This window comes from Pseudomonas sp. Marseille-P9899, assembly GCF_903166565.1.
Lineage (GTDB): Bacteria > Pseudomonadota > Gammaproteobacteria > Pseudomonadales > Pseudomonadaceae > Aquipseudomonas > Aquipseudomonas huaxiensis.
This window is the reverse complement of the sequence record NZ_CAESCG010000003.1, coordinates 306085-331669: the sequence shown is the minus strand read 5'-3', so window position 1 is coordinate 331669 and position 25585 is coordinate 306085. Positions and strand designations below refer to the sequence as shown.

The following is a 25585-nucleotide window of genomic DNA, read 5'->3' as shown; positions in this document are numbered from 1 at the left end:
AGAAATGACTTACATAACAAACTGAAGTCAGGAAGTTATACAGAGTCAGTCGAGCACTCGCCCGAAACCCTTTCGGTGCGCGGCTCACGCCCAGGAGAATACGCACTCACAACTCGTCCTAGTGGTTGATTTCAAAGGATTTAATCCACTTGAAAAAACAAGCACTGCAGTATTGAAAGTGCAGTACTGCAATAAAGACGGCTAGCGTTTTGGGCACGTCCCGATTAATGGCCATTGGCTGCCTACTTTGAGCGCGTGAACGTTCGCGCTCACAAATTACTTATGCCTGCACGCGGTACTGCGTATTTAACGCCACAGTTCCGTGCGCCCGAAAAACGGCTGGTAAATCAACCCGGTCCGGTTCTTTTAATGGAATCGGCAGTGCTAACTACATGAGGTGAATGCGATGCGTATCAGCATCTTTGGTTTGGGTTATGTGGGTGCAGTCTGTGCCGGTTGTCTGTCCGCACGAGGCCATGACGTGATTGGCGTGGACGTTTCCGCAACCAAGATCGACCTGATCAACCAGGGCAAATCCCCGATTGTCGAGCCAGGCCTCGAAGGCCTGTTGCAACAGGGCATCAGCACCGGCCGCCTGCGCGGCACCACCGACTTTTCCCAGGCCATTCGCGACAGCGATCTGTCGATGATCTGCGTCGGTACTCCCAGCAAGAAAAACGGCGACCTGGGCCTGGAATACATCGAGTCGGTCTGCCGTGAAATCGGTTTCGTCCTGCGCGACAAAGCCAGCCGCCACACCATCGTGGTGCGCAGCACCGTGCTGCCGGGCACGGTGAAGAACGTGGTGATCCCGATCCTCGAAGACTGCTCGGGCAAGAAAGCCGGGGTCGATTTCGGTGTCGCGGTGAACCCCGAGTTCCTGCGCGAAAGTACCGCGATCGCCGACTACGACAAGCCGCCCATGACCGTCATCGGTGAGCTGGACCGCGCCAGTGGCGACGTGCTCCAGGCCCTCTACGAAGAACTCGACGCACCGATCATCCGCAAGGACATCGAAGTCGCCGAGATGATCAAGTACACCTGCAACGTCTGGCACGCGACCAAGGTCACCTTCGCCAACGAGATCGGCAACATCGCCAAGGCGGTGGGTGTCGATGGCCGCGAAGTGATGGACGTGGTCTGCCAGGACAAGGCCCTCAACCTGTCGCAGTACTACATGCGCCCAGGCTTCGCTTTCGGCGGCTCGTGCCTGCCCAAGGACGTCCGCGCCCTCACCTACCGCGCCGGCAGCCTGGACGTGAAAGCACCGCTGCTCGACTCGCTGATGCGCAGCAACGAGTCCCAGGTGCAGAACGCCTTCGACATCATCGAAAGCCACGACAAGCGCAAGGTCGCCCTGCTCGGCCTGAGCTTCAAGGCCGGCACCGACGACCTGCGCGAAAGCCCGTTGGTGGAACTGGCCGAGCGCCTGATCGGCAAGGGCTACCAACTGAACATCTACGACCAGAACGTCCAGTACGCCCGCGTCCACGGCGCCAACAAGGACTACATCGAATCGAAGATCCCCCACGTCTCCTCGCTGCTCAACGCTGACCTGCAACAGGTCATCGACGACGCCGAGATCATCGTCCTGGGCAACCGCGACGAGCAGTTCCGCGCCCTCGCCCAACAGGCGCCGGCCGGCAAGCAAGTGATCGACCTGGTGGGCTTCATGAGCAAGGCCACCTGCCCGACCACCCGTACCGAAGGCATCTGCTGGTAAGCAGGCCGCGCGGGGCTGTCCGGCCCCGCGCGCTTTTTCCAACCTGACGTCACCGATACGGATGCAGAACATGCAAAGCCTCAAGCACGGCCTGCTACAGGCTGCCGGTTGGCTGTTCTACGTGACTTTGCTCATGTTGATCGCCCTGGCCTTGCCCAACACCCTGTTCGACCCCGACTCGAAGGATTTCCTCTTCCTGATCGGCGCCGTCGGCATCTGGCGCTATTCCATGGGCGCCACCCATTTCGTCCGCGGCATGCTGTTTCTCTACGTGGTTTACCCACGGCTGCGGCGCAAGGTGCGCAAGCTCGGCGCCGCCGCCGACCCGTCGCACGTGTACCTGATGGTCACCAGTTTTCGTATCGATGCCCTGACCACCGCGCAGGTCTACAGCTCGGTGATCCGCGAGGCGATCGACTGCGGTTACCCCACCACCGTGGTCTGCTCGCTGGTGGAAATGTCCGATGAGCTGCTGGTGAAAAGCCTGTGGGCCAAATACAACCCGCCTGAACGAGTCAGCCTGGACTTCGTGCGCATCGCCGGCACCGGCAAGCGCGATGGCCTGGCCTTCGGTTTCCGCGCCATCTCCCGTCACCTGCCGGACGACAACGCAGTGGTCGCAGTGATCGACGGCGACACCGTGCTCGGCGAAGGCGTGGTGCGCAAGACCGTCCCCTGGTTCAAGCTGTTCGGCAACGTCGGCGGCCTGACCACCAACGAATTCTGCGAAGTGCGCGGCGGCTACATCATGAGCGAGTGGCACAAGCTGCGCTTCGCCCAACGCCACATCAACATGTGCTCGATGGCCCTGTCCAAGCGCGTGCTGACCATGACCGGACGCATGTCAGTGTTCCGCGCAAGCGTAGTGACCAACCCCGAGTTCATCGCCGACGTCGAGAGCGACTCGCTGATGCACTGGCGCCTGGGTCGCTTCAAATTCCTCACCGGCGACGACAAGTCGAGCTGGTTCAGCCTGATGCGCCTGGGCTACGACACCTTCTACGTGCCTGACGCGGCGATCAACACCGTCGAGCACCCGCCGGAAAAGAGCTTCATCAAGGCCAGCCGCAAACTGATGTACCGCTGGTACGGCAACAACCTGCGGCAGAACTCCCGCGCCCTCGGCCTCGGCATGCGTCGCCTCGGCCTGTTCACCAGCGTGGTGCTGTTCGACCAGCGCGTGTCGATGTGGACCAGCCTGCTGGGCCTGACCGTCGCGGTGATCGCCAGCCTCAAGTTCGGCGGCAAGTTCCTCCTCGCCTACCTGCTGTGGATCGGCCTGACCCGCCTGATCCTGACCCTCATGCTGCTGTGCTCGGGGCACAAGATCGGCCCGGCTTATCCGCTGATCCTTTACTACAACCAGATCGTCGGCGCGCTGATGAAGATCTACGTGTTCTTCCGCCTCGACCGACAGTCCTGGACCCGCCAGCCCACTGCGCTCAAACGCGACCTCGCCAGCTTTCAACAATGGTTCAACACCTGGTCTTCCCGGACCATGACCTTCTCGGCGGCCAGCATCTTCGTTGCTGTGCTGTTCGTGGTCGTGTGAGCCGCGGTAACCCAACGGACCCAACAGGAAAACATAACCATGAATACCGCCGTGAACGTCAATGTCGTGCATGAGTCCGAAACCCAGCGTCAGCATGCCCGGGTGCGCATTCCCGCCAAGCTGCGCTATCTGGGGGCCAACCGCGAAACCCTGGAGATGAAGGTCGACGACCTCTCCGCCGGGGGCCTGAGCTTCCACGCCAAACAGCCACTGACGGTAGGCGACGTGCTGCGCGGCCGCCTGCAATTCACGGTGGACAACCTCGGCCTGTCGATGGACGTGGAATTCCAGGTGCGCTCCTTCGACCCGTCCAGCGGCCGCACCGGGGTGCAGTTCCAGAACCTCGAACAGCGCGACATCGCCACCCTGCGCCACCTCATCACCTCGCACCTGTCCGGCGAGTTGATCAGCATCGGCGACGTGCTCAGCACCCTGCAGCGCGACAACTTCACCAAGGCGCGCAAGCAGAAAGACACCCACGGCGGCCTGAGCCCGCTGGGCCGGCTGCGGGCGGTGACCTTCAGCCTCGGCGTGTTCGTGGTCGGGGTCGCGGCGTTCGGCTTTGTCGCCAAGTCGATCTACGGCCTGTACTTCGTCAGCCATGCCGAGGCCGGCGTGGTCAGCGTACCGACCACCCAGGTCACCATGCCCCGCGACGGCACTGTGCAGGCGCTGGTGGACAACGGTGGCGAAGTGGTCAAGGGCGCGCCGCTGGCGTCGTTCAGCACCAGCATGCTCGACCTGCTCAAGGGGCATCTGGACGACCAGCAACTGGAGCCGGCCAAGGTTGAAGAACTGTTCGGCAAGCAGATGAGCGGCACCCTCACCAGCCCGTGCGATTGCACCGTGGCGCGGCAACTGGTGGACGACGGCCAGTACGCGGCCAAGGGCACGGTGATCTTCCAGTTGATCCCGCGCACCACCAACCCGACGGTCGAAGCGCGCTTCAGCTATCGCCAGTTCGACGATGTGAAGCCGGGCACCCGGGTCAACTTCCAGGTTGCCGGCGAAGAGCAGACCCGTACCGGGCAGATCGTCAGCAGCAGCAACCTGAACCAGGACGACCTGTCTTCGGATATCCGCGTGCAGATCAAACCGGATGCACCGATGCCTTCGAACCTGATCGGCTTGCCGGCGAGCGTCAACGCCAAGCGGGGTCCGTCGCTGGACTGGTTGATCGATAGCGCTGTGGCGCATGGGCTCTGAAGAGGGTTCCACGATGAATAATCATATTGCGTCCATCGCGAGCAAGCGGAACGCCGCCCGGCTCTCTCCTACAGCAAATACGCACCCATCCGTTGTAGGAGCGAGCTTGCTCGCGATGAGGCCCCCAGCCTCACCACTGCTGTGCGCCCTGGTCCTGGCCATCAGCCTCACCGGCTGCGCCGGCCTCCCCGACCAGCGCCTGGCCAACGAAGCCCTGAAAAACGGTGACACCGCCACCGCCGAGCGCAACTACCGGCAACTCGCCGACCTCGGCTACAGCGAAGCCCAGGTCGGGCTTGCCGATATCCAGGTGGAAACCCGCGACCCGGCCAAGCTGAAGGAAGCCGAAGCCACCTACCGCGCCGCCGCCGATGTCTCGCCCCGCGCCCAGGCCCGCCTCGGCCGTCTGCTGGCAGCCAAGCCCGATGCCAGCGAAGCCGAGCGCCAGGAAGCCGAAACCCTGTTGAAGAAAGCCTTCGCCAACGGCGAGGGCAACACCCTGATCCCGCTGGCGATGCTCTACCTGCAATACCCGCAGAGCTTCCCGCGGATCAATGCGCAAAACCAGATCAACCAGTGGCGCACTGCCGGCTACCCGGAAGCGGGCCTGGCCCAGGTGCTGCTGTACCGCACCCAGAACACTTACGACCAGCACCTCGATGACGTCGAGCGCATCTGCAAGGCTGCGCTGACCAGCACCGACATCTGCTACGTCGAGCTCGCCACCGTCTACCAGAAACGCGCCCAGCCCGAGCAACAGGCGGCGCTGCTGGACCAGCTCAAAAGCGCCTACCAGCGCGGCGTGGTCCCGGCCAGCCGGGTCGACAGCGTGGCCCGCGTGCTGGCCGACCGCAACCTCGGCCAGACCGACGAAAAAACCGCCCAGGCCCTGCTCGAAAACATCGCGCCGCAGAACCCGGCGTCCTGGGTCAGCCTCGCGCAACTGCTCTACGACTTCCCCGAACTGGGCGACAGCGAGCAGTTGATGGGGTACATCGACAAGGGCCGCGCCGCCGAGCAACCGCGCGCCGAACTGCTGCTGGGTCGCCTCTACTACGAAGGCAAGACCCTGCCGGCCGACGCGCCGAAAGCCGAATCCCACCTGCTCGCCGCCGCCAGCGCCGGCGAGATCAGCGCCCATTACTACCTCGGCCAGCTTTACCGCCGCGGCTACCTGGGCGATGTCGAGCCGCAGAAGGCGGTCGATCACTTGCTGCAAGCCGCACGCGGCGGCCAGCTCAGCGCCGACTACGCCCTGGCCCAGTTGTTCAGCGAAGGCCACGGCATTCGCCAGGACCCGGTCAACGCCTGGGTCTTCGCCCAACTGGCGCAGGCCAACGCCAGCGAACAATCCACCACCCTGGCGGGCGAAATCGACGCCCAGCTCAGCCCCGAACAGAAAGCCGCCGCCCAGCGCCTGCTGGAACAGGAGCGCGCCGCCCGTGGCGCCATGGGCCCAGGCCCTGCAGCCCTGGCCATGCAAACGGTGCAAGCCCCCGACGACGAACCAGCTGAGGACTCCCTATGACGCTCAATCCGTGGATGAAAGCCGGCCTCGGCCTGAGCTTCGCGCTGTTCTGGGCCTGCCCGACCCTGGCCGCCGAAACCGCCGAAAAGAACTTCGGCCTGGAAGTGAAAATCACCGGCCAGTCCGAAGACGACCGTGACCTCGGCACCCGCGCTGGCGGCGACGTCAACGGCCTCGGCCTCGACCTGCGCCCGTGGGTGTTCTTCGAGCGCGGCGACTGGAGCGCCTACGCCATGGGCCAGGCCGTCGCGGCCACCGACATCATCGAGACCGACACCAGCCGCCAGTCCGCCGACGGCAGCGAAATCGACAATGCCAACAGCAGCAGCGACGACCGCGAAGCCAAGAAAAACTACCTGGCGATGCGCGAGTTCTGGGTCGGCTACAGCGGCTTCACCGCCTACCCCGGCGAGCAACTGCGCTTCGGCCGCCAGCGCCTGCGCAACGACGACGGCATGTGGCGCGACACCAATATCGAAGCGCTGAACTGGACCTTCGACACCACTCTGCTGCGGGCCAACCTCGGCGTGGCCGAACGCTTCAGCGAATACCGCACCGACCTCACGGAACTGGCCGCCGAAGACAAGGACCGCCTGCATGTCTACGGCGACGTGGCGGCGCAATGGACACCTGGCCACTGGGTCGGCCTGCGCGCCCACCACACCCACGACGACGGCAAGCTGAAGAACCCCGGCGAAACCCTCGACGTCCTCGACAAGACCCGCACCGGCGACCTCACCTGGCTCGGCGTCGAAGCCAACAGCGACGCCTACAACTGGCGCAACCAGAACACCGTCAATTACTGGGGCAGCCTCACCTGGCTGACCGGCGACCGCGACACCCTCGGCAGCACCACGGTGAACGGCGAGCAGGTCGCCACCGGCAAACAGAGCGGCGACGTCAACGCCTGGGCCACCGACCTCGGCATCCGCCTGCGCCTCGACCCCAACTGGCAAGTCGGCGCGGCCTACGCCCGCGGCAGCGGTGGTGGCGGCAGCGACGGCTCGAACAACTACGAGCAGACCGGCCTTGAGAGCAACCGCTCCAACTTCACCGGCACCCGCTCGCGCGTGCACCGCTTCGGCGAAGCCTTCCGCGGCGAGCTGGGCAACCTGAAAGCGGCGACCCTGTTCACCTCCTGGCAACTGCGCGACGACTACGACGCCAGCCTGATCTACCACAAGTTCTGGCGCGTCGATGGCGACCAGAACCTCGGCGGCAGCGGCATCAACGCAGTGGTCGACGACGGCGGCATCAACCGTCCGCTGATCCAGGGCGAGAAAGATGTCGGGCAGGAAATGGACCTAGTGGTCACCAAGTACTTCAAACAGGGCCTGCTACCGGCGGCGCTGAGCAAGTCGATCGACGAACCCTCGGCGCTGGTGCGTTTTCGCGGCGGCGTGTTCAAGCCGGGCGACGCCTACGGCAAAGAGGCCGACTCCTACATGCATCGCGCCTTCGTTGACGTGGTCTGGCGCTTCTGATGCACGGAGAGCACTGACATGAACCTTCACCCGAACAGGCTCCACGCCCTGCTGGCCGGCGCCCTGCTGCTGGCCGCCGGCATCGCCCAGGCCAATGGCCAGGCGGCGCCGACCGCCAAAGGGCTGCAACACGCCAAGACCTACACCGTCAGCAGCGCGCCGGTGGAGCCCTTGCACATGGACCCGCCGACCCTGCCGGACCTCAGCGGCTACACCGCCGAGGCGGTGCAGAAGAAGATCGACCGCCGTCACAAGGGCCAGGTTTCGGTGCGCCGCATGCTCCAGGAAACCACCCTCAAGGAGTTCATCGGCGGCGACAACAAGGGCGCCGAATGGGTCGCCCGCCAGCGCGGCATTCCCCAGGCGATCTTCATCGACGGCGGCCACGTGGACTTCGCCGAACTGGCGAAAAAAGTGCCCGAGCGCTATGTCCGTGAAGTCTCGCCGGGCGTGTACCTGGCCCGCCTGCCAATCGTCGTCGGCCACGACGCGACCCTGGAAATCAACGGCAAGGTCAAGGAACTGCGGCTGTCGCAGGAAGGCGGCTCGTTCTTGGTCAACGACGGCAAACTGTTCGTCAGCGACAGCCGGGTGGTCGGCTGGCGCGAGGCGGAAAACCGCCCCGCAACCTTCCGCAAGCCGGATGAATTCCGGCCGTTCCTGCTGTCGTGGGGCGGCACCGAGACGTACATCGTCAACACCACCATGGCCAGCTTCGGCTACGCCAAGAGCAAGTCCTACGGTGTGAGCATCTCGCAGTACACGCCGAACATGGCCAAGCAGATGGGCCGCGCCGAACCCACCGGCTGGATCATCGGCTCAACCTTCAGCGACATGTGGTACGGCTTCTACTGCTACGAAACCAGCGACTTCGTGGTCAAGGACAGCACCTACCGCGACAACATCGTCTACGGCATCGACCCCCACGACCGCTCGCACCGGCTGATCATCGCCGGCAACACCGTGCATGGCACCAAGAAGAAACACGGGATCATCATTTCCCGCGAGGTCAACGACAGCTGGATCATCAACAACAAGAGTTTCGACAACAAACTCTCCGGCGTGGTGATCGACCGTAACAGCGTCAACAACCTGATCGCCTACAACGAGATTTACCGCAACCACACCGACGGCATCACCCTGTACGAGAGCGGCGACAACCTGATCTGGGGCAACAAGCTGATCAGCAACCGTCGCCACGGCATCCGCGTGCGCAACAGCGTGAACATCCGCCTGTACGAGAACCTCGCCATGGCCAACGGCCTGGTGGGTGTCTACGGGCACATCAAGGACCTGTCCGACACCGACCGCGACATCGCCCTCGACCCGTTCGACACCAAGGTCTCGCTGATCCTCGTCGGCGGCGAACTGGCGGCCAACGGCAGCGGCCCGCTGTCCATCGACTCGCCGCTGAGCGTCGAGCTGTACCGGGTGTCGATGCTGGCCCCGAGCAAGGCCAGCGGCATCAGTTTCTCCGGCGTGCTCGGCGAGCGTCAGGACGAGATCCTCGACCTGATGGTGCGCCAGCAGAAGGCCGTACTGATCGACCCGGTCGAGCGCCAGACCGAAATGCTGGATTGAGGAAGCCCGACATGACCCCACACCTGATGAAACTCCTCGGCCTCAGCGCCGCCCTGCTGGCGATCAGCAACGGCGTGCGCGCCGACGAGGTCAAGGCGCCGACCTTCAGCGCCGAGCCTTGCTGCCAACTGTGCCCGGAAGCGCACGATGCCAGCCGCTACACCACCCGCTACCAGCAGAACTTCACCACGCTGGTGCAGGCCCAGGGCGACTGGCTGTTCCGTACCAAGGAAGACCTGCGCACCGAGTTCAACACCACCCCGGCCGGCTACAAACGCCTGCAGCAGATCCACGATGCGTTCAAGGCGCGCGGCATCGAGCTGGTGGTGGTTTACCAGCCGACCCGTGGTCTGGTGAACCGCAACATGCTCAACCCCGCCGACAAAGCCGCCTTCGATTACCAGAAGGCCCTCGGCAATTACAAAGCGATGCTCAAGCGCTTTGGCGGCATGGGTTACAACGTGCCCGACCTGTCGCCGCTGACCAACGAGCAACTGGCCGCCGCCGATCAGGGCAAGGATTTCTACTTCCGCGGCGACCAGCACTGGACGCCTTACGGCGCCGAGCGCGCGGCAAAAATCGTGGCCGAGACGGTGCACTCGATGCCCGCCTTCGAAGGCATTCCGCGCAAGGAATTCGAGACGACCAAATCCGGGCGCATGGGCAAGACCGGCACCCTGCACAACGTCGCCGGTCAGCTCTGCGGCACTAGCTACGCGGTGCAGTACATGGACCAGTTCGCCACCGAGCCCAAGGGCGAAAGCGGCGGCGACGACCTGTTCGGTGATTCCGGCAACGCGCAGATCACCTTGGTCGGCACCAGCCACAGCGGCAAGAACTACAACTTCGCCGGCTTCCTGGAACAGTACATCGGTGCCGACGTGCTCAACGTCGCCTTCCCCGGTGGCGGTTTGGAAGGCTCGATGATCCAGTACCTGGGCAGCGAGGAATTCAAGAAAAACCCGCCGAAGATTCTGGTCTGGGAATTCTCGCCGCTGTACCCGCTCAACCAGGAAACCATCTGGCGGCAGATGCTCGCCCTGCTCGACAACGGCTGCGAAGGCAAGCTGGCGCAGATGAGCGCCAGCACCGCGCTCAAGCCGGGCGCCAACGAGCTGCTGGTCAATGGTCGCAACGGCGTGATCAAGGACCTGACCAATCGCAATCACCAGCTCGATATCCGCTTCGAGGACACCTCGGTGAAGACCCTCCAGGCCACCCTCTGGTACCTCAACGGCCGCCACGAAGACCTGAAGATCGACAAGCCGACCACCTCCGACACCGATGGCCGTTTCACCTTCCAGTTGCGCGAGGACGAGGACTGGGCCGGGCAGACCTTGCTGGCCGTGGAACTCCAGGGTCCGGAAAACGGCAGCCAGAAGGTGCAGGCCACCTTGTGCAAACGCGGTTCAGGCGATGCCTCGCGCAACGCCCAGGCCGGACTGTGAGGACACCATGAACAGACTCAGCATGCTCGCCAGCGCGGTACTGCTCAGCCTCGGCGGCCAGGTCATGGCCGCAGGGCTGGTGCCGCCGCCCGGCTACTACGCCGGCATCGAGAAACAGAAAACCGGCAAGAACGACTTCAAGTGCGATGCCGTGCCGACGCCCTACACCGGCAAGCTGCAATTTCGCAGCAAGTACGAAGGCTCGGACGGCGCCCGCTCGACCCTAAACGAAGACGCCGAACAGGCCTTCCGCGACTCCACCGCCAGCATCACCACCCTGGAGCGCGGCGTCGCCCAGCAGGTCACCCGCTACCTGCGTGATGGCCGTCCGCAGCAACTGGACTGCACGCTCACCTGGCTGGGCACCTGGGCGCGGGCCGATGCGCTGCTGTCGAAAGACTTCAACCACACCGGCAAGTCGATGCGCAAATGGGCGCTGGGCAGCATGAGCAGCGCCTGGCTGCGCCTGAAGTTCTCCAATGCGCGGCCGCTGACGGCGCATCAGGCCCAGGCCGAGGAAATCGAAAAATGGTTCGGCCGCCTGGCCGATCAGGTGGTCAGCGACTGGAGCAACCTGCCGCTGGCCAAGATCAACAACCACAGCTACTGGGCCGCCTGGTCGGTGATGGCGACTGCCGTCGCGACTGACCGCCGCGACCTGTTCGACTGGTCGGTGAAGGAATACCGCGTCGCCGCCAACCAGATCGACGACCAGGGCTTCTTGCCCAACGAACTCAAGCGCAAGCAACGCGCCCTCGCCTACCACAACTACGCCCTGCCGCCGCTGGCGATGATTGCCAGCTTCGCCCAGGTCAACGGCGTGGACCTGCGCGATGAAAACCATCAGGCGCTCAAGCGCCTGGGCGATCGGGTGCTGAGCGGGTCGAAAGATCCGTCGGCGTTCGCGCGCAAGAACGGCGAGGACCAGGACATGAAAGACCTCAAGGTCGGCAGCAAGTACGCCTGGCTGGAGCCGTGGTGCAGCGTCTACGCCTGCGGCGCCGACGTGCAGCAGCGCCGGCATGACTTGCAGCCTTTCAACAGCTTCCGCCTCGGCGGGGATGTGACGCGGGTGTACGACCCGGGGGCGGAGGCCCGGAAATAGGGGCTGCTCTGCAGCCCTTCGCGAGCAAGCTCGCTCCCACAACATCAAAAGCAGCAGCGATCCCTGTGGGAGCGAGCTTGCTCGCGAAGGACTGCAAAGCAGTCCCAAAAAAAGGTTTCCCCCATCTTCACGGCTGGGGGGTTTGGGGGGCGCTGTTGCCCCGGATGCTTGAACAACAAGGAGAACCGGGATGGTCTTCTCATCCAACGTGTTCCTGTTCCTGTTTTTGCCGACCTTCCTCGGCCTGTACTACCTGAGCGGGCAACGCTACCGCAACCTGCTGTTGCTGCTGGCCAGCTACCTGTTCTACGCCTGGTGGCGGGTGGACTTCCTCGCGCTGTTCGCCGGGGTCACCCTGTGGAACTACTGGATCGGCCTGAAAGTCGGCGCCGCCGGCGTGCGCACCAAACCCGCCCAACGCTGGCTGCTGCTCGGCGTGGCAGTGGACCTGTGCATCCTCGGCTACTTCAAGTACGCCAACTTCGGCGTCGACAGCATCAACGCGATCATGACGTCGTTCGGCCTCGAACCGTTCATCCTCACCCACGTGCTGCTGCCGATCGGGATCTCGTTCTACATCTTCGAGTCCATCAGCTACATCATCGACGTGTACCGCGGCGACACCCCGGCCACCCGCAACCTGATCGACTTCGCCGCCTTCGTCGCGATCTTCCCGCACCTGATCGCCGGCCCCGTGCTGCGCTTCAAGGACCTGGCCGACCAGTTCAACCACCGCACCCACACCGTCGACAAGTTCGCTGAAGGCTGCACCCGCTTCATGCAGGGCTTCATCAAGAAAGTGTTCATCGCCGACACCCTGGCGGTGGTCGCCGACCATTGCTTCGCCCTGGAAAACCCCACCACCGGCGATGCCTGGCTCGGCGCGCTGGCCTACACCGCGCAGCTGTACTTCGACTTCTCCGGCTACAGCGACATGGCCATCGGTCTCGGCCTGATGATGGGTTTCCGCTTCATGGAGAACTTCAAGCAGCCGTACATCAGCCAGTCGATCACCGAGTTCTGGCGGCGCTGGCACATCAGCCTGTCGACCTGGCTGCGCGACTACCTGTACATCACCCTCGGCGGCAACCGCGGTGGCACCTTCGCCACCTACCGCAACCTGTTCCTGACCATGTTGCTGGGCGGCCTGTGGCATGGCGCCAACTTCACTTACATCCTCTGGGGCGCCTGGCACGGCATGTGGCTGGCGATCGAGCGGGCGCTGGGCCTGGACACCAATCCGCAACGCTTCAACCCGGTCAAATGGGCCTTCACCTTCCTGCTGGTGGTGATCGGCTGGGTAATCTTCCGCGCTGAAAACCTGCACGTCGCCGGCCGCATGTACGCCGCCATGTTCAGCCTCGGCGACTGGAGCCTCTCGGAACTCAACCGCGCCAGCCTCACCGGCCTGCAAGTGGCAACGCTGATCCTGGCCTACATCACCCTGGCCTGGTTCGGCCTGCGCGACTTCTATCGCAACGCCAAGCCGACCGCCAAAGCCAGCCCGGTGGTGATCCACAACGACGGCAGCGTCGGCCTCGACTGGAGCCTCTACGCCACCCGCGCGCTGGTGCTGCTGCTGTTCGTGGCCTCGATCCTCAAGCTCTCGGCGCAGAGCTACTCGCCCTTCCTCTACTTCCAGTTCTGAGCGAGCCGACCATGACCCGATCATTACGCATCCTCTACTCCCTGCTGTTCCTCGCGCTGTTGGCGGCGCTGGGCCTGTGGTCACTCGGCGGGCTCGGCGGCTTCCAGCGCACGGCGCAGATGAGCCTGCTCGACGGCAAGCTGGCCAAGGCCGCCGAAACCCACTACGACGAGCAATTCCCGCTCAAGCGCATCGGCACCAACCTATGGGCGGCGCTGGACTTCAAGCTGTTCAACGAAGGCCGTCCCGGCGTAGTCCTGGGCCGCGACCAGTGGCTGTTCAGCGACGAGGAATTCAAGCCGGCGGCCAACACCGAGCAGGCCCGCACCGAGAACCTCGCCTTGCTGCGTGGCGTGCGCGACACCCTGCGCGAGCACGGTGTGGAACTGGTGCTGGCGATCGTCCCGGCCAAGGCACGGGTCTACCCCGAGTACATTGGCAAGCAGGCCCCGGCCAGCGTCCACAATGACCTCTACAACGCCTTCCACGCCCAGGCCCGTCAGGCCAACATCTTCGCCCCGGACCTGTTCGGCCCGCTGCAAGCGGCCAAGGCCCGCGGCCAAGTGTTCCTGCGCACCGACAGCCACTGGACGCCGATGGGCGCGGAAGTCGCCGCCCAGCAACTGGCCGAAGCGGTGGCCCGGCAGACCCTGCTCAACGGCGAGCCGCAGACCTTCGTCACCGAGGACCAGCAGCAGACCCCGTACAAGGGCGACCTGACCAATTTCCTGCCGCTGGACCCGCTGTTCAGCAACCTGCTGCCCAAGCCCGACCAACTGCAGAAACGCAGCACCCGCGCCACCGAAGAAGGCCACGGCGACGACGGCGCGCTGTTCGCCGACAAGCAGATCCCGGTAGCTCTGGTCGGCACCAGCTACAGCGCCAATCCCAACTGGAACTTCCTCGGCGCCCTGCAACAAGCGCTGCGCAGCGACGTCGCCAACTACGCCGAAGACGGCCATGGCCCGATCCTGCCGATGCTCAAGTACCTGCAAAGCGAAGAATTCAAAAACAGCCCGCCACAAGTCGTGGTCTGGGAATTCCCCGAGCGTTATCTGCCAATCAAGAACGATCTCAGCGGCTTCGATCCGCACTGGATCGCGCAACTGAAAAAAACCCGTACATCCCATCAAGAGCTGGCCCTGTCGTCCCATCGGACGGAACACTGAAGAGGAAACGCACATGACCTTGCACACTTCCAAGCACCGTATCGCCAAAGCCTGCGCCCTCGCTGCCGGCCTCACCCTCGCCTCGCTGCAAGCCTGGGCCGGCGGTGACGCCGCGCTCTACGGCCCGACCGCACCAAAAGGCTCGACCTTCGTGCGCCTGTACAACGCCTCCAGCCAGCCGGTCGAAGCCACGGTCGGCAACACCCCGATCAACCAGGTCGGGGCGCAAGCCAGCAGCGACTTCAGCTTCATGCCGCAAGGCGACTACAGCGCCAAAGTCGGCAGCGCCAACCTGCCGGTAAAACTGGCCGCCGACCACTACTACACCCTGGTCAACCACGCCAATGGCAAGCCGCAACTGGTGGAAGAACCGCCGTTTCGCAACAAGCAGAAATCCCTGGTGCGCGTGCAGAACCTGAGCGACCAGGCCCTGACCCTGAAGACCGCCGACGGCAAGACCGAAGTGGTCAAGCCGGTGGCCGCCAGCAGCCGCGGCGAACGCGAGATCAACCCGGTCAAGGTCAGCCTGGCGCTGTACGAAGGCGACAAGAAAGTCAGCGACGTCAAACCGGTCGCCCTGGAGCGCGGCGAAGCCGCCGTGCTCTATGTCACCGGCTCCGGCAACACGCTGTCCCCGGTCTGGGTCAAGCGCCCGGTATCGACCCGTTAATCCCACTGCCCTTTATTGAACGATTCGGAGAACACCCATGATTCCAGTCATCCTGTCCGGCGGTAACGGTTCGCGTCTGTGGCCACTGTCGCGCAAGCAATTCCCCAAGCAGTTCCTGGCCCTCACCGGCGAACACACGCTGTTCCAGCAGACCCTGTCGCGGCTGGTGTTCGACGGCATGGACACGCCCATCGTGGTCTGCAACAAAGACCACCGCTTCATCGTCAACGAGCAACTGAACACCCTGAGCCTGGAGACCCAGGCCATCCTCATGGAACCCTTCGGCCGCAACACCGCACCGGCGGTGGCGCTGAGCGCGATGAAGCTGATCAATGAAGGCCGTGACGAGTTGATGCTGGTGCTGCCGGCCGACCACGTGATCGACGACCAGAAAGCCTTGCAACGCGCTCTCGCCCTGGCCACCGTAGCCGCCGAGCGCGGCGAGATGGTGCTGTTCGGCATCCCCGCGACCAAACCGGAAACCGGTTACGGCTACATCCGTTCCAGCCAGGACGCGCTGCTGCCCGAAGGCGTCAGCCGGGTGGCGCAGTTCGTGGAAAAACCCGATGAAAAACGCGCCCGCGAGTTCGTCGACGCCGGCGGTTATTTCTGGAACAGCGGCATGTTCCTGTTCCGCGCCAGCCGCTTCCTCGAAGAGCTGAAAAAACACGACCCGGACATCTACGACACCTGCCTGCTGACCCTCGAACGCAGCCAGGAAGACGGCGACAGCCTGAGCATCGACGAAGCCACCTTCGCTTGCTGCCCGGACAACTCCATCGACTACGCCGTGATGGAAAAAACCCAGCGTGCCTGCGTGGTGCCGCTGTCTGCGGGCTGGAGCGATGTCGGCTGCTGGTCATCGTTGTGGGACGTGCACCCGAAAGACGACAACGGCAACGTCACCAAGGGCGACGTGGTGGTGCAGGACAGCCACAACTGCATGATCCACGGCAACGGCAAACTGGTGTCGGTGATCGGCCTGGAAAACATCGTCGTGGTCGAAACCAAGGACGCCATGATGATCGCCCACAAAGACAAGGTTCAGGGCGTCAAGCAGATGGTCAACACCCTCGACGCGCAAGGCCGCAGCGAGACGCAAAACCACTGCGAGGTCTACCGACCGTGGGGCTCGTATGACTCGGTGGACATGGGCGGGCGCTTCCAGGTCAAGCACATCACCGTCAAGCCGGGCGCCAGCCTGTCGCTGCAGATGCACCACCACCGTGCCGAACACTGGATCGTGGTCACCGGCACCGCCGAAGTGACCTGCGACGAGAACGTGTTCCTGCTTACCGAAAACCAGTCCACCTACATCCCGATCGCCTCCATCCACCGCCTGCGCAACCCCGGAAAGATCCCGCTGGAAATCATCGAAGTGCAGTCCGGCAGTTACCTGGGCGAAGACGATATCGAGCGCTTCGAAGACATCTACGGGCGCTCGACGCCGATCGAGCGTGGGGTGTCGATCAAGACGATTGCGCAGTAATGCAGCCATGATCTGCGCGGCACTTACCTGTGCCGCGCAGATCAACCGCGCCTGGCGAAGGCGAGGAAGTTGCCGATGCTTCGGTCGGGGTTGGAATAATCGCCGAACCTCAACAACACCTCTCCGGCTTTATTCACCACGCCCAAGACGCTGGAAGCACCGCCGTCGAGGTTCAGCGAGCGGCCAGGGTCGGCATTCATGCGGTCGATCCGGGCCACTGCGTCAGCCCACTCGGCCATGGTGTAGCCGGTGCCTTCCGGGCCTCGGCCCTTGCTCGAACCTACAACCAGCCTTGTCCGGCCATCGGTACCCGAAGCCGGCTGACTGATCGCCGAGCGGGTATTTCGCTGGTCCGCGTGCCCCAGATTACCCGGCACATTGGTACCGCGACTGAAGATGAACCGGGAATGATTGAGATGGTCCTCGGTGAAAGAAGCGATGCCCTGGAATGCCAGCATCGGAGCGGAATGAATATAAGAAAGGTCTGCCATGAGCAATTTATGGTAGTCGCGAGCATGCACCTCGGGGATCGCAACCGAGTGCACGGTTTTGCTGTCGATCACTGCTGCGCCGATCGGACTGCTCTCGGGAAGCCTGCGGTCTGTCGTACTCTGCCAATTGAAAAAGCCACCATTGATAAACGCCATATGACTGGCGCCCCCGGTTTTCGCCACAGCGTTCAACTGCCGCCCGGCAATGGACTGAAGCGAAGTCAGAGCCCGGTTGGCCCCGGCAACTTTTCCTTTGTAACTCGAATCGATCGACAGCCAGGTCAATGATCGGTGCGCGGGAAACTGTCGTCCGTCGGGAAACCGGCAGCCTCGAAGACAGAACGGTCTCCGGACAGGTGCACCTTGACGATCCCCGGCGCCACACTGGCGATGGCCTTGCGGTGAAAGTTGTAGGCCGTTCTCCATCGCTCCCGCGCCTTTTGCGAGTTGTGGCCCGTCAGGTCGATATGGGTCAGCGGGCTGTTCCTGAGCATCCGGTAGAGGTTCAATCCATCCACCGCCCCGGCCGGATCAGGGTTGAGCCAGCGCTGTAGCCAAGGCATGTAGTAACGGGCGCCGTAGTAATACAGCCCGGTCGCATCCCGCTCCTTGCCCGAATAACGGTGGGTCTTGTAACCCACCTCGATCTCGCTGCGCCCGGCCATCCAGGCGGTGCCACCGAAGGGGTAATACACCTCGTGACTGATCAACGCTGCCGTCTCATCCAGCTCCAGGGTGCAGGAGCCGAGATGATCGCTCAGGGCATAGCGCTGCTGGTCCGGGGCGATTTCAGCGGGGCGCCCGGCCAACCAGTGCAACACCCGCACACCGCATGTACCGGCCTGTACGGTGATGATCTGCAATCGCTCGTCGGTGACCGCGTTGTCGTGCAGTTCCAGACCCGGCAGGTAGCGCACTTCGCTGTGCAGAAGTCGACCCGCAACCAATGCCGAGCGTTGCTTGCGCACGCGCTGGCCGGCGCCATCGTAAAGGTAACGCTCGGTGTCGTTGGCGGCGCCTTCGCGGATCACCGGATGGACTTCGCTCAACTGGTTGCGCACATCCCAGTGCAGCCGCCGGCCCGGTTGCAATTCCAGCCGGTTGCCGCTGGCGTCGAAGCGCTCGAGAAAGTCGTTGTCACTGGGTGGGCGATCGCCGAACTGTTCCAGGCAGCGGTTGCTGTGGCGGTCCGCAGTCAGGATTCGTCCGTGAGATTGCGCCCCGACATGGGTCAGTTCCAGCAGATTGCCGCCGGCGTCATAGCGATAGGTCTGGCGGTAGTTGGCGCGCGCCTGTGGGTCGTTCAGCGTGCCCTGCCCCTTGCTCGTCGCCCCGGCTTCCCAGCCGCTCGCCTCGATCAATTGATAGAGGCTGTCGTAGCGGTAGTGGCAGCGCGGCTCGATGCGCTGGTTGGCGAAGTGGCGCAATGGCTGGGCGCGGTCTTCCACTTGGATGACATTGCCTGCGGGGTCGTAGCCGTAATGAATGTCTTGCAACGTTTCGCCGGTCTCGCGGCGGGCGCTCAGGCTGAGCAGGCGGCCGTCCTGCTCGCAGTAGGCGCGCTGGATGATCACGCCGTTGCCGAGTGTTTCTTCCAGCATCTGACCCGAGGCGTTGTAGCGCGCATGGCTCAACAGCGTTTGCACCGGCTGGCCAACCAGCTGGACGCGGACCTGTTGCAGCTCACCGCTCAGCTGTGAATGGAAGGATTGGCGATGCCCACCGGCGTCGGTCTGTTCCAGCACCTGGCCCAGCGGGCCGTGGCGCCAGTTGGTCGAAGCGCCCTCGCCCGCTTCCAGCAGCGCATCGCGGGCGTCGATAGCGACGGGCCAGTCTGACCCGTCGGTTGCAGCCAGAAAATGCCGCCGCTCGGTACTTGCCTCGCCCGTCAGCGAGAAGCCAGACCAGCGGCGCGTGCCCGCCGTGTCGTCATGGCGCAACAGGCGACCGCTGCGGTTGTGCTGGCCGTTTTCGTCGCGGCCATCGGCGTAGGTGAAGCGTTCACTGCAGCGCTGCGGTTGGTGCGCCGACTGCTCGAACACTGCCACCGGACGCAGCAAGTCGTCGTACTCCACCGTGCGCCGGCTGCCGCGCCCATCCCACTGGCAAACCACCTGCCCCGCCTCGCCCGACAAGCTGCAACACCAACCGTTATCCACACCGTCACTGCCAAGCACCTGGCCCGATAACGACTGCACCGTTACAAGATTCGCGGGCGCCTCAGGTAACGCCCACAGCCGTGGATCACGCTGCTCGACCCGCTGGCCAGCGGTGTCGAAACAGGTGTGATCAATCCGCAACTGCGCCGCTGCACCGGGCGCAACGCGGCAGTAATCCACCGAACGCACAGTCAACCCTCGGGGGTCGCTGACAGTCAGGTGAGGGGTCTTGGCGTGCATTACCCGGGCCTCGAAGGCGAATGCCCCACTCTACTGCCACCCGCCTGCGCCATCACCTGACAAAAATGCCAGGTCGCTGCGTTTTTTCAGGCAAAAGGTAGTGCGTAAAGCGCGGAAACTTCCTCAATCTTCGACTTTCTTGTAGGCAACTTCCCAAGCATGCTGCACCGCCCGCCAGCTTGTTGCGCGGTGTGGAATCGCTGCCTAGTCTCCCTCCGTCGTTGCCAAATCAACGGACGGATTAGCACATCAACAACCTGTCATGGCGGCTGTACGTGTGGGCACCTTCGGGTGCGCCGGGGTTTCTCGTGGCTCGGTCTGCTAACCCGCGTACAGTGGCCACCCTTCGTTTAGCGGCGAAGTGAGGGGAGCACCTGACAGAAATGCCAGGTCGCCGCGATTTTTCAGGCGAAAGGCGGCGCCTAAAGCGCAGAAACTTCCTCAATCTCCGACTTTCTTGTAGGCAACTTCCCAAGCATACTGCCCGGCCCTGCCAGCTTGTTGCGCTCTGTGGAATCGCTGCCTAGTCTCCGTCCGTCGTTGCCAAATCAACGGCCGGATTAGCAGTCCGAACGATACAAACCCAACAGCAACCCGTTATGGCGGCTGTGCGTGTGGGCACCTTCGGGTGCGCCGGGTTCTGTGTCCTCGGTCTGCTAACCCACGCACAGTTGCCACCCTTCGTTTAGCAGCGAAATGTGGCCGCTCCATAAGCCGACGCAGAGTATTGCCATGAAAAAACTCGTCCCCGATCCCCCGCCCGTTGCCTCCATCCGCCCCGGTGTCACCCATGACGAGGCGGTCCGCCAGGCGGCGGAATTCCTCAAGCATGCCCTCGCCAAAACCTCGTGCCTGCCCCGGCAACCCATCCCCGCACAACAGACGCTGCTCAGCGCGTCGATCCTGGAGATGGAGATTTGTCAGGCGTACCTGAAGATCGCGTTGGCCGGGTCGGCCACGGCAATGCCGATCTGAACCCGCGCTGCGGGGGGCCAGCCTCGGCACGGCCCCCTTTCAACCCCAGACAAAAATGACAGTCCGCCCACCTTGCCGCTAGGATCAAGGAACCCTTCTGTCTCGGTACTCGACATGATCATCGGCATCCTGCTCATCCTCACCTGGCTGGTCCTGCTGCTGCGTTACCCGGCCAAGGCGCTGCCGGTGTCGCTGGCGGCGCTGCTCGGGCTGGTCATGGTCGGCGCCTGGGTAGTCTGGCTGGACAACCGTGAGGCACGCCAACTGGCGCGACTGGAACTGCGCCTGGACTACGCGCCGCAAGAGTGCCCCGTCGGGCGCCCGCTGCGGGTGAGGATGAATAACGGCAACGACGTGCCGTTGGTGGAACTGCATTGGCGGGTCGCGGCCTATGCGCCGGGCGACAGCGTCAACCTCGCCGAAAACACCTATGCTGCGCCCCGCTACCGCGGCCCCGGCGAACTCCAGGCCGGCGCCAGTTGGAGCGACTGCCTGCCCCTGCCGCCGGTGCGTCCCGGTTATCGGCCGCAAACCCTGGAATTCCGCGCTGAGCGCCTGCAAGGCAGCTTCGCCAACTAGCTTTTTCCACTGCGGCAAAATCCCCTCTTCCTGAATCAATCGAAGGACCGCCTCATGCCCATCGCTCTCATCACCGGTTGCTCCAGTGGTATCGGCCGTGCCCTGGCCGACACGTTCAAACAGGCGGGCTACGAGGTCTGGGCCACGGCACGCAAGGCCGAGGATGTCGCGGCGCTGGCGTCCGCCGGGTTTCGCGCCCGCCAACTGGACGTGAACGATCCACAGGCGCTGCAGCACCTGAGCGAAGAAATCGACTACGCCCACGGCGGCCTCGATGTGCTGATCAACAATGCCGGCTACGGCGCCATGGGGCCGCTGCTGGACGGCGGCGTCGAGGCGATGCGCCGGCAGTTCGAGACCAATGTGTTTGCCGTGATCGGGGTCACCCGCGCGCTGTTCGGCTTGCTGCGGCGCAACCGCGGGTTGGTGGTGAATATCGGCAGTGTGTCCGGGGTGTTGGTGACACCGTTTGCCGGCGCTTACTGCGCTTCGAAGGCGGCGGTGCATGCGTTGAGCGATGCGCTGCGGCTTGAGCTGTCGCCCTTTGGCATCCGGGTGATGGAAGTGCAGCCGGGGGCGATCCAGTCCAGTTTCGCCAGCAACGCCGGGCATGAGGCCGAGCAACTGCTGAAGCCGGAATCGGCGTGGTGGCCGATGCGTGAAAGCATTCGGGCCCGGGCCCGGGCCTCGCAGGACAAGCCGACACCGGCCACGGAGTTTGCGAAGGGATTGCTCAAGGCGGCGCAGCAAAGCCCGACGCCACCGCTGGTGCGGTTGGGGAATGGGAGTCGGGCGTTGCCGTGGCTGGCGAGTTGGTTGCCGACGCGGTTGCTGGATAAGGTGTTGAAGAAGAAATTCGGGCTGGATCGGGTGTTGTAGGGGGGCTACTGACTTCATCGCTGGCAAGCACAGGACGTCAGATCGCCTCGTACTGTGGGAGCGGATTCATCCGCGAAGGGCCGCAAAGCGGCCCCAAAAACCATCCCGCACGAGGTGGCTGTCTATGTCCTATATTTCTTTCGACCTCATGATGCTTGAATGTGAGATCCAGACCAGCCAGAAACAATGTGCTGGATGGATTTAGGGCCGCTTTGCGGCCCTTCGCGGATGAATCCGCTCCCACAGGATTGTGAGCTGCTGACGGTTTGCGAGTGCCTGCGAGATGTGTAGGTACCCATGCAGCGATGAGGCCCTGAAACCGCCCCATCAATCAAGCAATCGCCCGCACCACCCCACCATCAACCCGCATCGCCGCGCCGGTGGTCGCACTGGCCTGCCGCGACGACAGGTACACCACCAGATTCGCCACTTCTTCCACCGTCGCCAGACGCTGGATGATTGAGCTGGGCCGGTGTTCGGCGATGAAGTTGGCTTCCATCTCCTGCACCGACACGCCCTGCTCTTTCGCCATTTCAGCGAAGAAATCACCCACACCTTCCGAGCGGGTCGGCCCCGGCAACACGGCGTTGACCGTCACTCCGGTGCCAGCCAGGGTTTCCGCCAGTCCGCGGGAAACCGCCAGCAGCGCGGTCTTGGTGGTGCCGTAGTGAACCATCTCGGTAGGAATTTCCAGCGCCGACTCGCTGGACAGGAACAGCACCCGCCCCCAGTTGCGCTCGGCCATACCCGGCGCGTAATGCCGCGACAGGCGCACCGCGCTCATGACGTTGACGTCGAAGAAGCGCTGCCAGTCGTCGTCGCTGATCTCGAAGAAGCCCTTGGGCTCGAAGATGCCCAGGTTGTTGACCAGGATGTCGGTCTGCGGCACCTGCTCGAACAACACGCGGGCGCCGTCCACCGTGCCCAGGTCAGCGGCAATGCCGATGATCCGCGCCGCCGGCACCCGTTCGCGAACCTGCTTGAGGGCTTGATCGACCCGCTCCTGGGTACGGCCGTTGAGCACCACTTCGGCACCCGCCTCGGCCAGGCCAATGGCGATTGCCAGGCCGATACCGGCGGTGGAACCGCTGACGATGGCGCGTTTACCGTTCAGGGAAATATGCATTCGGGCTTGCTCCTACCGTTATCAATCTTCAGTTACTGGCGAGATCAAATGCCTGCCAGCCCCCACCCAGCGCCTTGTACAACCCCACCAGGGCCTGTGACACCGCCGCCGAGCTGTCGATCCATTGTTCTTCACTGGCCAGCAACGCACCTTGCACGCTGAGCACATTGAGGAAGTCCACCGCGCCTTCGACGTACTGGCGCTGGGCGGTTTCCAGGGCGATGCGGTTCTGCCGCACCGCTTCGGCAAGATGATCGCGGCGCAATTGGCTGGCGTTGTACAGGCGTAGCACATCGTCGATTTCGTGCCAGGCGCGCAGCACCACCTGACGGTAATTCAGCGCCGCTTCCTGTTGCTGGGCCTCGCGCAATTCGAGGGTGCCCTGCAAGCGCCCGCCCTCGAAAATCGGCAGGGAAAGCTGCGGGCCGATGGCGAACCGGCGCGAATCCCAGGCGCCGAAATCGCTCAGTTGCAGGGCCTGGAAACCGAGGTTTCCAGACAGACGGATGCTCGGATAGAAGTCCGCCTTGGCCACGCCAATGCTGGCGGTGGCAGCATGCAGCCGGGCCTCGGCCTGGCGGATGTCCGGCCGACGCTCGGCCAGTTCCGACGGCACGCCGATGGCGAAGCGTTGTTGCGGCGCCGGCAGTTCGGTGGCTTCCAGCAAATCGCTTTGCAGGCTGCGCGGCGGCTCGGCGGCGAGCAGGCTGAGGGCGTTGATCAGGTCAGCCTGCCGCGCTTCCAGGCTCGGCAGGCGCGCTTCGATGGACGCCACCTGGGCGCTGGCCTGAGCGACGTCGAGACGGGTGGCGACGCCCTGGTCCTGACGATCGCGGGACAGCTTGAGGCTGTGCCGGGCCACCTCGAGGTTGTCGCGGGTCACCGCCAGGGTGTGCTGCACCGCGCGCAACTGGATGTAGTCGCCGGCAGTTTCCGCCAGCAGCGCCAGCAGCACACCGCGACGATCGTTTTCGGCCACTTGCACCGTGGCGTCGGCGGCTTCGACCTGACGCCGCACCCGGCCCCAGAGGTCGAGTTCCCAACCCGCAACCAGGTCGCCCTGCCACAGGTTGTAGGCGGCCTTGCCGGAATTGCCGGACGGATCGCTAAGGCCTTCGGCGCTGTTGCGGGCGCGGCTGTAACCGGCATTCAGGCCGACCGACGGCGTCTCGTCGGCGGCGATACTGCTGCGCAGGGCGCGGCTTTGCAGCAGCCGGGCACTGGCCATGCGCAGATCGAGGTTGTTGTCGGCAACACTCTGGATCAACGCGCTGAGCCGGGCGTCATGAAAACTCTCCCACCAGCGCAGTTCCAGCGGCTCGGCCTGCGGCTGGCTCGCCGCGGCGTCGCCCTGCAACGGCGCCCACTCAGTCGGCGCCTGGCTGTCGGGACGCTGGAAATCCGGGCCAAGGCTGCAGCCGGCCAATACCAGGCCGAGCAGCAGCGGGCTCACACGAAAGATGGCATTCATCGGGCGCTGACCTCCTTGCCGCCGAGGGTGTCGCCCTGGGTATCGATGGTCGCTTCCACCGACATGCCGACGCGCAAGCGCTCCAGCAGCGGCTGATCGGCGTCGAAGACGATCTTCACCGGAATCCGCTGGACCACCTTGGTGAAGTTGCCGGTGGCGTTGTCCGGTTTGACTGCGGCGAAGGTCACGCCGGTGGCCGGGGCGATGCTCTGCACATGGCCGCGCAGGGTTTCGCCGGAGAAGGTATCGACGCTGATGCTCACCGGCTGGCCGGGCTGCACGTGGGTCAGTTGGGTTTCCTGGAAGTTGCCGACCACGTAGGCCTCGGTCAGCGGCACCACCGACAGCAACCGCGCCCCCGGATTGACGTAGGCGCCGACGCGCAAGGCGCGCTCGCCGACCATGCCGTCCACCGGCGCGACGATGCGCGTGTAGGACAGGTCCAGGTGGGCCTTGTCCACCCCGGCATCGGCGCGTTTGAGCTGGCCATCGGCACTGGCAACCTGGGCTTGGAGGATGTCTACCTGCTTGCGCGTCGCCAGCAGCGCGGCCTGGGCGTTGGCCTGGCGAGCGCTGGCCTGATCGACCCGGCTGCGCGCCTGTTGGGCGTTCTGCACGGTGCCGGCGCCCTGCTCGGCGAGGCGGCTGTAGCGCGTCACTTCATGGTTGGCGAAGGCCGTTTCGGCCTGCGCGGCCTTGAGCGCGGCGTCGGCCTGGGCAATCAGCGCGGCCTGGCGTTCAAGGGTGGCGCGAGCATCGGCGCTCTGCGCGCGGGCCACCAACAACTGGGCCTGGGCGGCGTCCAGGGCGGCCTGGTAATCGCGGTCATCGAGGGTCGCCAGCAACTGTCCGGCGCGCACCTGCTGGTTGTCTTCCACCCGCACTTCTTTGATAAAACCCGCCACCTTCGGCGCGACCACGGTGTAGTCGGCGATGACGTAGGCATCGTTGGTGCGCTGGCGGTGGTCGCTGCCCAGCAGGTGCGGGCCGCCGATCGCAGCGAGAACGGCAATGGCGAGCACCGAACCGATAAGGATGTTTTTGCGTGTGTTGGTCATGTCG

General features: G+C 64.0%; 20 protein-coding genes. 15 read left to right on the top strand and 5 right to left on the bottom strand.

Annotated elements, in window-relative coordinates; translation table 11 throughout:
* Positions 1 to 406 precede the first annotated feature (406 nt).
* The 12 genes from HWV67_RS17330 (at position 407) to HWV67_RS17275 (ending at position 16603) form a co-directional block, all read left to right on the top strand.
* Positions 407 to 1723: a nucleotide sugar dehydrogenase gene (locus tag HWV67_RS17330; RefSeq protein ID WP_175652127.1), complete on the top strand. Its 1317-nt coding sequence runs from the start codon at positions 407 to 409 to the stop codon at positions 1721 to 1723.
* A 61-nt stretch (positions 1724 to 1784) separates the two neighbouring features.
* Positions 1785 to 3275: a mannuronan synthase gene (gene alg8, locus HWV67_RS17325; RefSeq protein ID WP_175652126.1), complete on the top strand. Its 1491-nt coding sequence runs from the start codon at positions 1785 to 1787 to the stop codon at positions 3273 to 3275.
* Positions 3276 to 3314: 39 nt separating this feature from the next.
* On the top strand, positions 3315 to 4481 hold the full coding sequence (locus HWV67_RS17320; RefSeq protein WP_175652125.1) for an alginate biosynthesis protein Alg44: 1167 nt from the start codon (positions 3315 to 3317) through the stop codon (positions 4479 to 4481).
* 115 nt (positions 4482 to 4596) lie between these two features.
* On the top strand, positions 4597 to 6009 hold the full coding sequence (algK, locus tag HWV67_RS17315; RefSeq protein WP_175652124.1) for an alginate biosynthesis TPR repeat lipoprotein AlgK: 1413 nt from the start codon (positions 4597 to 4599) through the stop codon (positions 6007 to 6009).
* Positions 6006 to 7493, top strand: coding sequence for an alginate export family protein (locus tag HWV67_RS17310; protein WP_175652123.1), 1488 nt, complete (start codon positions 6006 to 6008; stop codon positions 7491 to 7493). Before algK ends, HWV67_RS17310 begins: the two co-directional genes overlap by 4 nt.
* A gap of 18 nt (positions 7494 to 7511) precedes the next feature.
* Positions 7512 to 9074, top strand: a complete 1563-nt coding sequence (gene algG, locus HWV67_RS17305) for a mannuronan 5-epimerase AlgG (protein ID WP_175652122.1) — start codon at positions 7512 to 7514, stop codon at positions 9072 to 9074.
* A gap of 11 nt (positions 9075 to 9085) precedes the next feature.
* A complete protein-coding gene (locus tag HWV67_RS17300; RefSeq protein ID WP_175652121.1) occupies positions 9086 to 10522 on the top strand; it encodes an alginate O-acetyltransferase in 1437 nt (478 codons plus the stop codon).
* A 22-nt stretch (positions 10523 to 10544) separates the two neighbouring features.
* Complete coding sequence (locus HWV67_RS17295; RefSeq protein WP_256680156.1) at positions 10545 to 11627, top strand: mannuronate-specific alginate lyase; 1083 nt, start codon at positions 10545 to 10547, stop codon at positions 11625 to 11627.
* Between the two features lie 190 nt (positions 11628 to 11817).
* The gene (locus tag HWV67_RS17290; protein WP_175652119.1) at positions 11818 to 13275 is read left to right on the top strand and encodes an MBOAT family O-acyltransferase; all 1458 of its coding nucleotides are present in this window, start codon (positions 11818 to 11820) and stop codon (positions 13273 to 13275) included.
* Positions 13276 to 13286: 11 nt separating this feature from the next.
* Complete coding sequence (locus HWV67_RS17285; protein WP_175652118.1) at positions 13287 to 14444, top strand: alginate O-acetyltransferase; 1158 nt, start codon at positions 13287 to 13289, stop codon at positions 14442 to 14444.
* A 13-nt stretch (positions 14445 to 14457) separates the two neighbouring features.
* The gene (locus HWV67_RS17280) at positions 14458 to 15114 is read left to right on the top strand and encodes an alginate O-acetyltransferase AlgF (protein ID WP_175652117.1); all 657 of its coding nucleotides are present in this window, start codon (positions 14458 to 14460) and stop codon (positions 15112 to 15114) included.
* A gap of 37 nt (positions 15115 to 15151) precedes the next feature.
* Entirely contained in the window at positions 15152 to 16603 is a 1452-nt protein-coding gene (locus HWV67_RS17275; RefSeq protein ID WP_175652116.1) for a mannose-1-phosphate guanylyltransferase/mannose-6-phosphate isomerase, read from the top strand.
* A gap of 41 nt (positions 16604 to 16644) precedes the next feature.
* Here HWV67_RS17275 and HWV67_RS17270 read toward each other — a convergent pair whose 3' ends face one another.
* Both HWV67_RS17270 and HWV67_RS17265 read right to left on the bottom strand, forming a co-directional pair.
* The gene (locus HWV67_RS17270) at positions 16645 to 17379 is read right to left on the bottom strand and encodes a phosphodiester glycosidase family protein (RefSeq protein WP_175652115.1); all 735 of its coding nucleotides are present in this window, start codon (positions 17377 to 17379) and stop codon (positions 16645 to 16647) included.
* Complete coding sequence (locus tag HWV67_RS17265; RefSeq protein ID WP_175652114.1) at positions 17376 to 19493, bottom strand: RHS repeat domain-containing protein; 2118 nt, start codon at positions 19491 to 19493, stop codon at positions 17376 to 17378. The genes HWV67_RS17270 and HWV67_RS17265 overlap by 4 nt, the downstream gene beginning before the upstream one ends.
* A 732-nt stretch (positions 19494 to 20225) precedes the next feature.
* Between HWV67_RS17265 and HWV67_RS17260 the strand changes: the two genes are divergently transcribed.
* From HWV67_RS17260 to HWV67_RS17250, 3 genes are all read left to right on the top strand, one after another.
* Entirely contained in the window at positions 20226 to 20468 is a 243-nt protein-coding gene (locus tag HWV67_RS17260) for a hypothetical protein (RefSeq protein WP_175652113.1), read from the top strand.
* A gap of 114 nt (positions 20469 to 20582) precedes the next feature.
* A complete protein-coding gene (locus HWV67_RS17255) occupies positions 20583 to 21047 on the top strand; it encodes a multidrug transporter (RefSeq protein WP_175652112.1) in 465 nt (154 codons plus the stop codon).
* A gap of 54 nt (positions 21048 to 21101) precedes the next feature.
* The gene (locus HWV67_RS17250; protein WP_175652111.1) at positions 21102 to 21926 is read left to right on the top strand and encodes an SDR family oxidoreductase; all 825 of its coding nucleotides are present in this window, start codon (positions 21102 to 21104) and stop codon (positions 21924 to 21926) included.
* 331 nt (positions 21927 to 22257) lie between these two features.
* Here the strand turns inward: HWV67_RS17250 and HWV67_RS17245 are convergent, their stop codons facing one another.
* From HWV67_RS17245 to HWV67_RS17235, 3 genes are read right to left on the bottom strand one after another with little or no spacing between them, the layout of a single operon-like run.
* Complete coding sequence (locus tag HWV67_RS17245; protein ID WP_175652110.1) at positions 22258 to 23052, bottom strand: SDR family NAD(P)-dependent oxidoreductase; 795 nt, start codon at positions 23050 to 23052, stop codon at positions 22258 to 22260.
* 28 nt (positions 23053 to 23080) lie between these two features.
* A complete protein-coding gene (locus tag HWV67_RS17240) occupies positions 23081 to 24523 on the bottom strand; it encodes an efflux transporter outer membrane subunit (RefSeq protein WP_175652109.1) in 1443 nt (480 codons plus the stop codon).
* Complete coding sequence (locus HWV67_RS17235; protein ID WP_175652108.1) at positions 24520 to 25581, bottom strand: HlyD family secretion protein; 1062 nt, start codon at positions 25579 to 25581, stop codon at positions 24520 to 24522. Before HWV67_RS17235 ends, HWV67_RS17240 begins: the two co-directional genes overlap by 4 nt.
* Positions 25582 to 25585: the final 4 nt, after the last annotated feature.

What these genes read in the sequence shown, in the direction of transcription:
- HWV67_RS17280 (WP_175652117.1), top strand. Translation starts at nt 14,458, where the DNA reads ATGACCTTGCACACTTCCAAGCACCGTATCGCCAAAGCCTGCGCCCTC.
- HWV67_RS17240 (WP_175652109.1), bottom strand. Translation starts at nt 24,523, where the DNA reads ATGAATGCCATCTTTCGTGTGAGCCCGCTGCTGCTCGGCCTGGTATTG.
- HWV67_RS17265 (WP_175652114.1), bottom strand. Translation starts at nt 19,493, where the DNA reads ATGCACGCCAAGACCCCTCACCTGACTGTCAGCGACCCCCGAGGGTTG.
- HWV67_RS17295 (WP_256680156.1), top strand. Translation starts at nt 10,545, where the DNA reads ATGCTCGCCAGCGCGGTACTGCTCAGCCTCGGCGGCCAGGTCATGGCC.
- HWV67_RS17275 (WP_175652116.1), top strand. Translation starts at nt 15,152, where the DNA reads ATGATTCCAGTCATCCTGTCCGGCGGTAACGGTTCGCGTCTGTGGCCA.
- HWV67_RS17245 (WP_175652110.1), bottom strand. Translation starts at nt 23,052, where the DNA reads ATGCATATTTCCCTGAACGGTAAACGCGCCATCGTCAGCGGTTCCACC.
- alg8 (WP_175652126.1), top strand. Translation starts at nt 1,785, where the DNA reads ATGCAGAACATGCAAAGCCTCAAGCACGGCCTGCTACAGGCTGCCGGT.
- HWV67_RS17330 (WP_175652127.1), top strand. Translation starts at nt 407, where the DNA reads ATGCGTATCAGCATCTTTGGTTTGGGTTATGTGGGTGCAGTCTGTGCC.
- HWV67_RS17235 (WP_175652108.1), bottom strand. Translation starts at nt 25,581, where the DNA reads ATGACCAACACACGCAAAAACATCCTTATCGGTTCGGTGCTCGCCATT.
- HWV67_RS17300 (WP_175652121.1), top strand. Translation starts at nt 9,086, where the DNA reads ATGACCCCACACCTGATGAAACTCCTCGGCCTCAGCGCCGCCCTGCTG.
- HWV67_RS17310 (WP_175652123.1), top strand. Translation starts at nt 6,006, where the DNA reads ATGACGCTCAATCCGTGGATGAAAGCCGGCCTCGGCCTGAGCTTCGCG.
- HWV67_RS17290 (WP_175652119.1), top strand. Translation starts at nt 11,818, where the DNA reads ATGGTCTTCTCATCCAACGTGTTCCTGTTCCTGTTTTTGCCGACCTTC.
- algK (WP_175652124.1), top strand. Translation starts at nt 4,597, where the DNA reads ATGAGGCCCCCAGCCTCACCACTGCTGTGCGCCCTGGTCCTGGCCATC.
- HWV67_RS17320 (WP_175652125.1), top strand. Translation starts at nt 3,315, where the DNA reads ATGAATACCGCCGTGAACGTCAATGTCGTGCATGAGTCCGAAACCCAG.
- HWV67_RS17255 (WP_175652112.1), top strand. Translation starts at nt 20,583, where the DNA reads ATGATCATCGGCATCCTGCTCATCCTCACCTGGCTGGTCCTGCTGCTG.
- algG (WP_175652122.1), top strand. Translation starts at nt 7,512, where the DNA reads ATGAACCTTCACCCGAACAGGCTCCACGCCCTGCTGGCCGGCGCCCTG.
- HWV67_RS17250 (WP_175652111.1), top strand. Translation starts at nt 21,102, where the DNA reads ATGCCCATCGCTCTCATCACCGGTTGCTCCAGTGGTATCGGCCGTGCC.
- HWV67_RS17260 (WP_175652113.1), top strand. Translation starts at nt 20,226, where the DNA reads ATGAAAAAACTCGTCCCCGATCCCCCGCCCGTTGCCTCCATCCGCCCC.
- HWV67_RS17285 (WP_175652118.1), top strand. Translation starts at nt 13,287, where the DNA reads ATGACCCGATCATTACGCATCCTCTACTCCCTGCTGTTCCTCGCGCTG.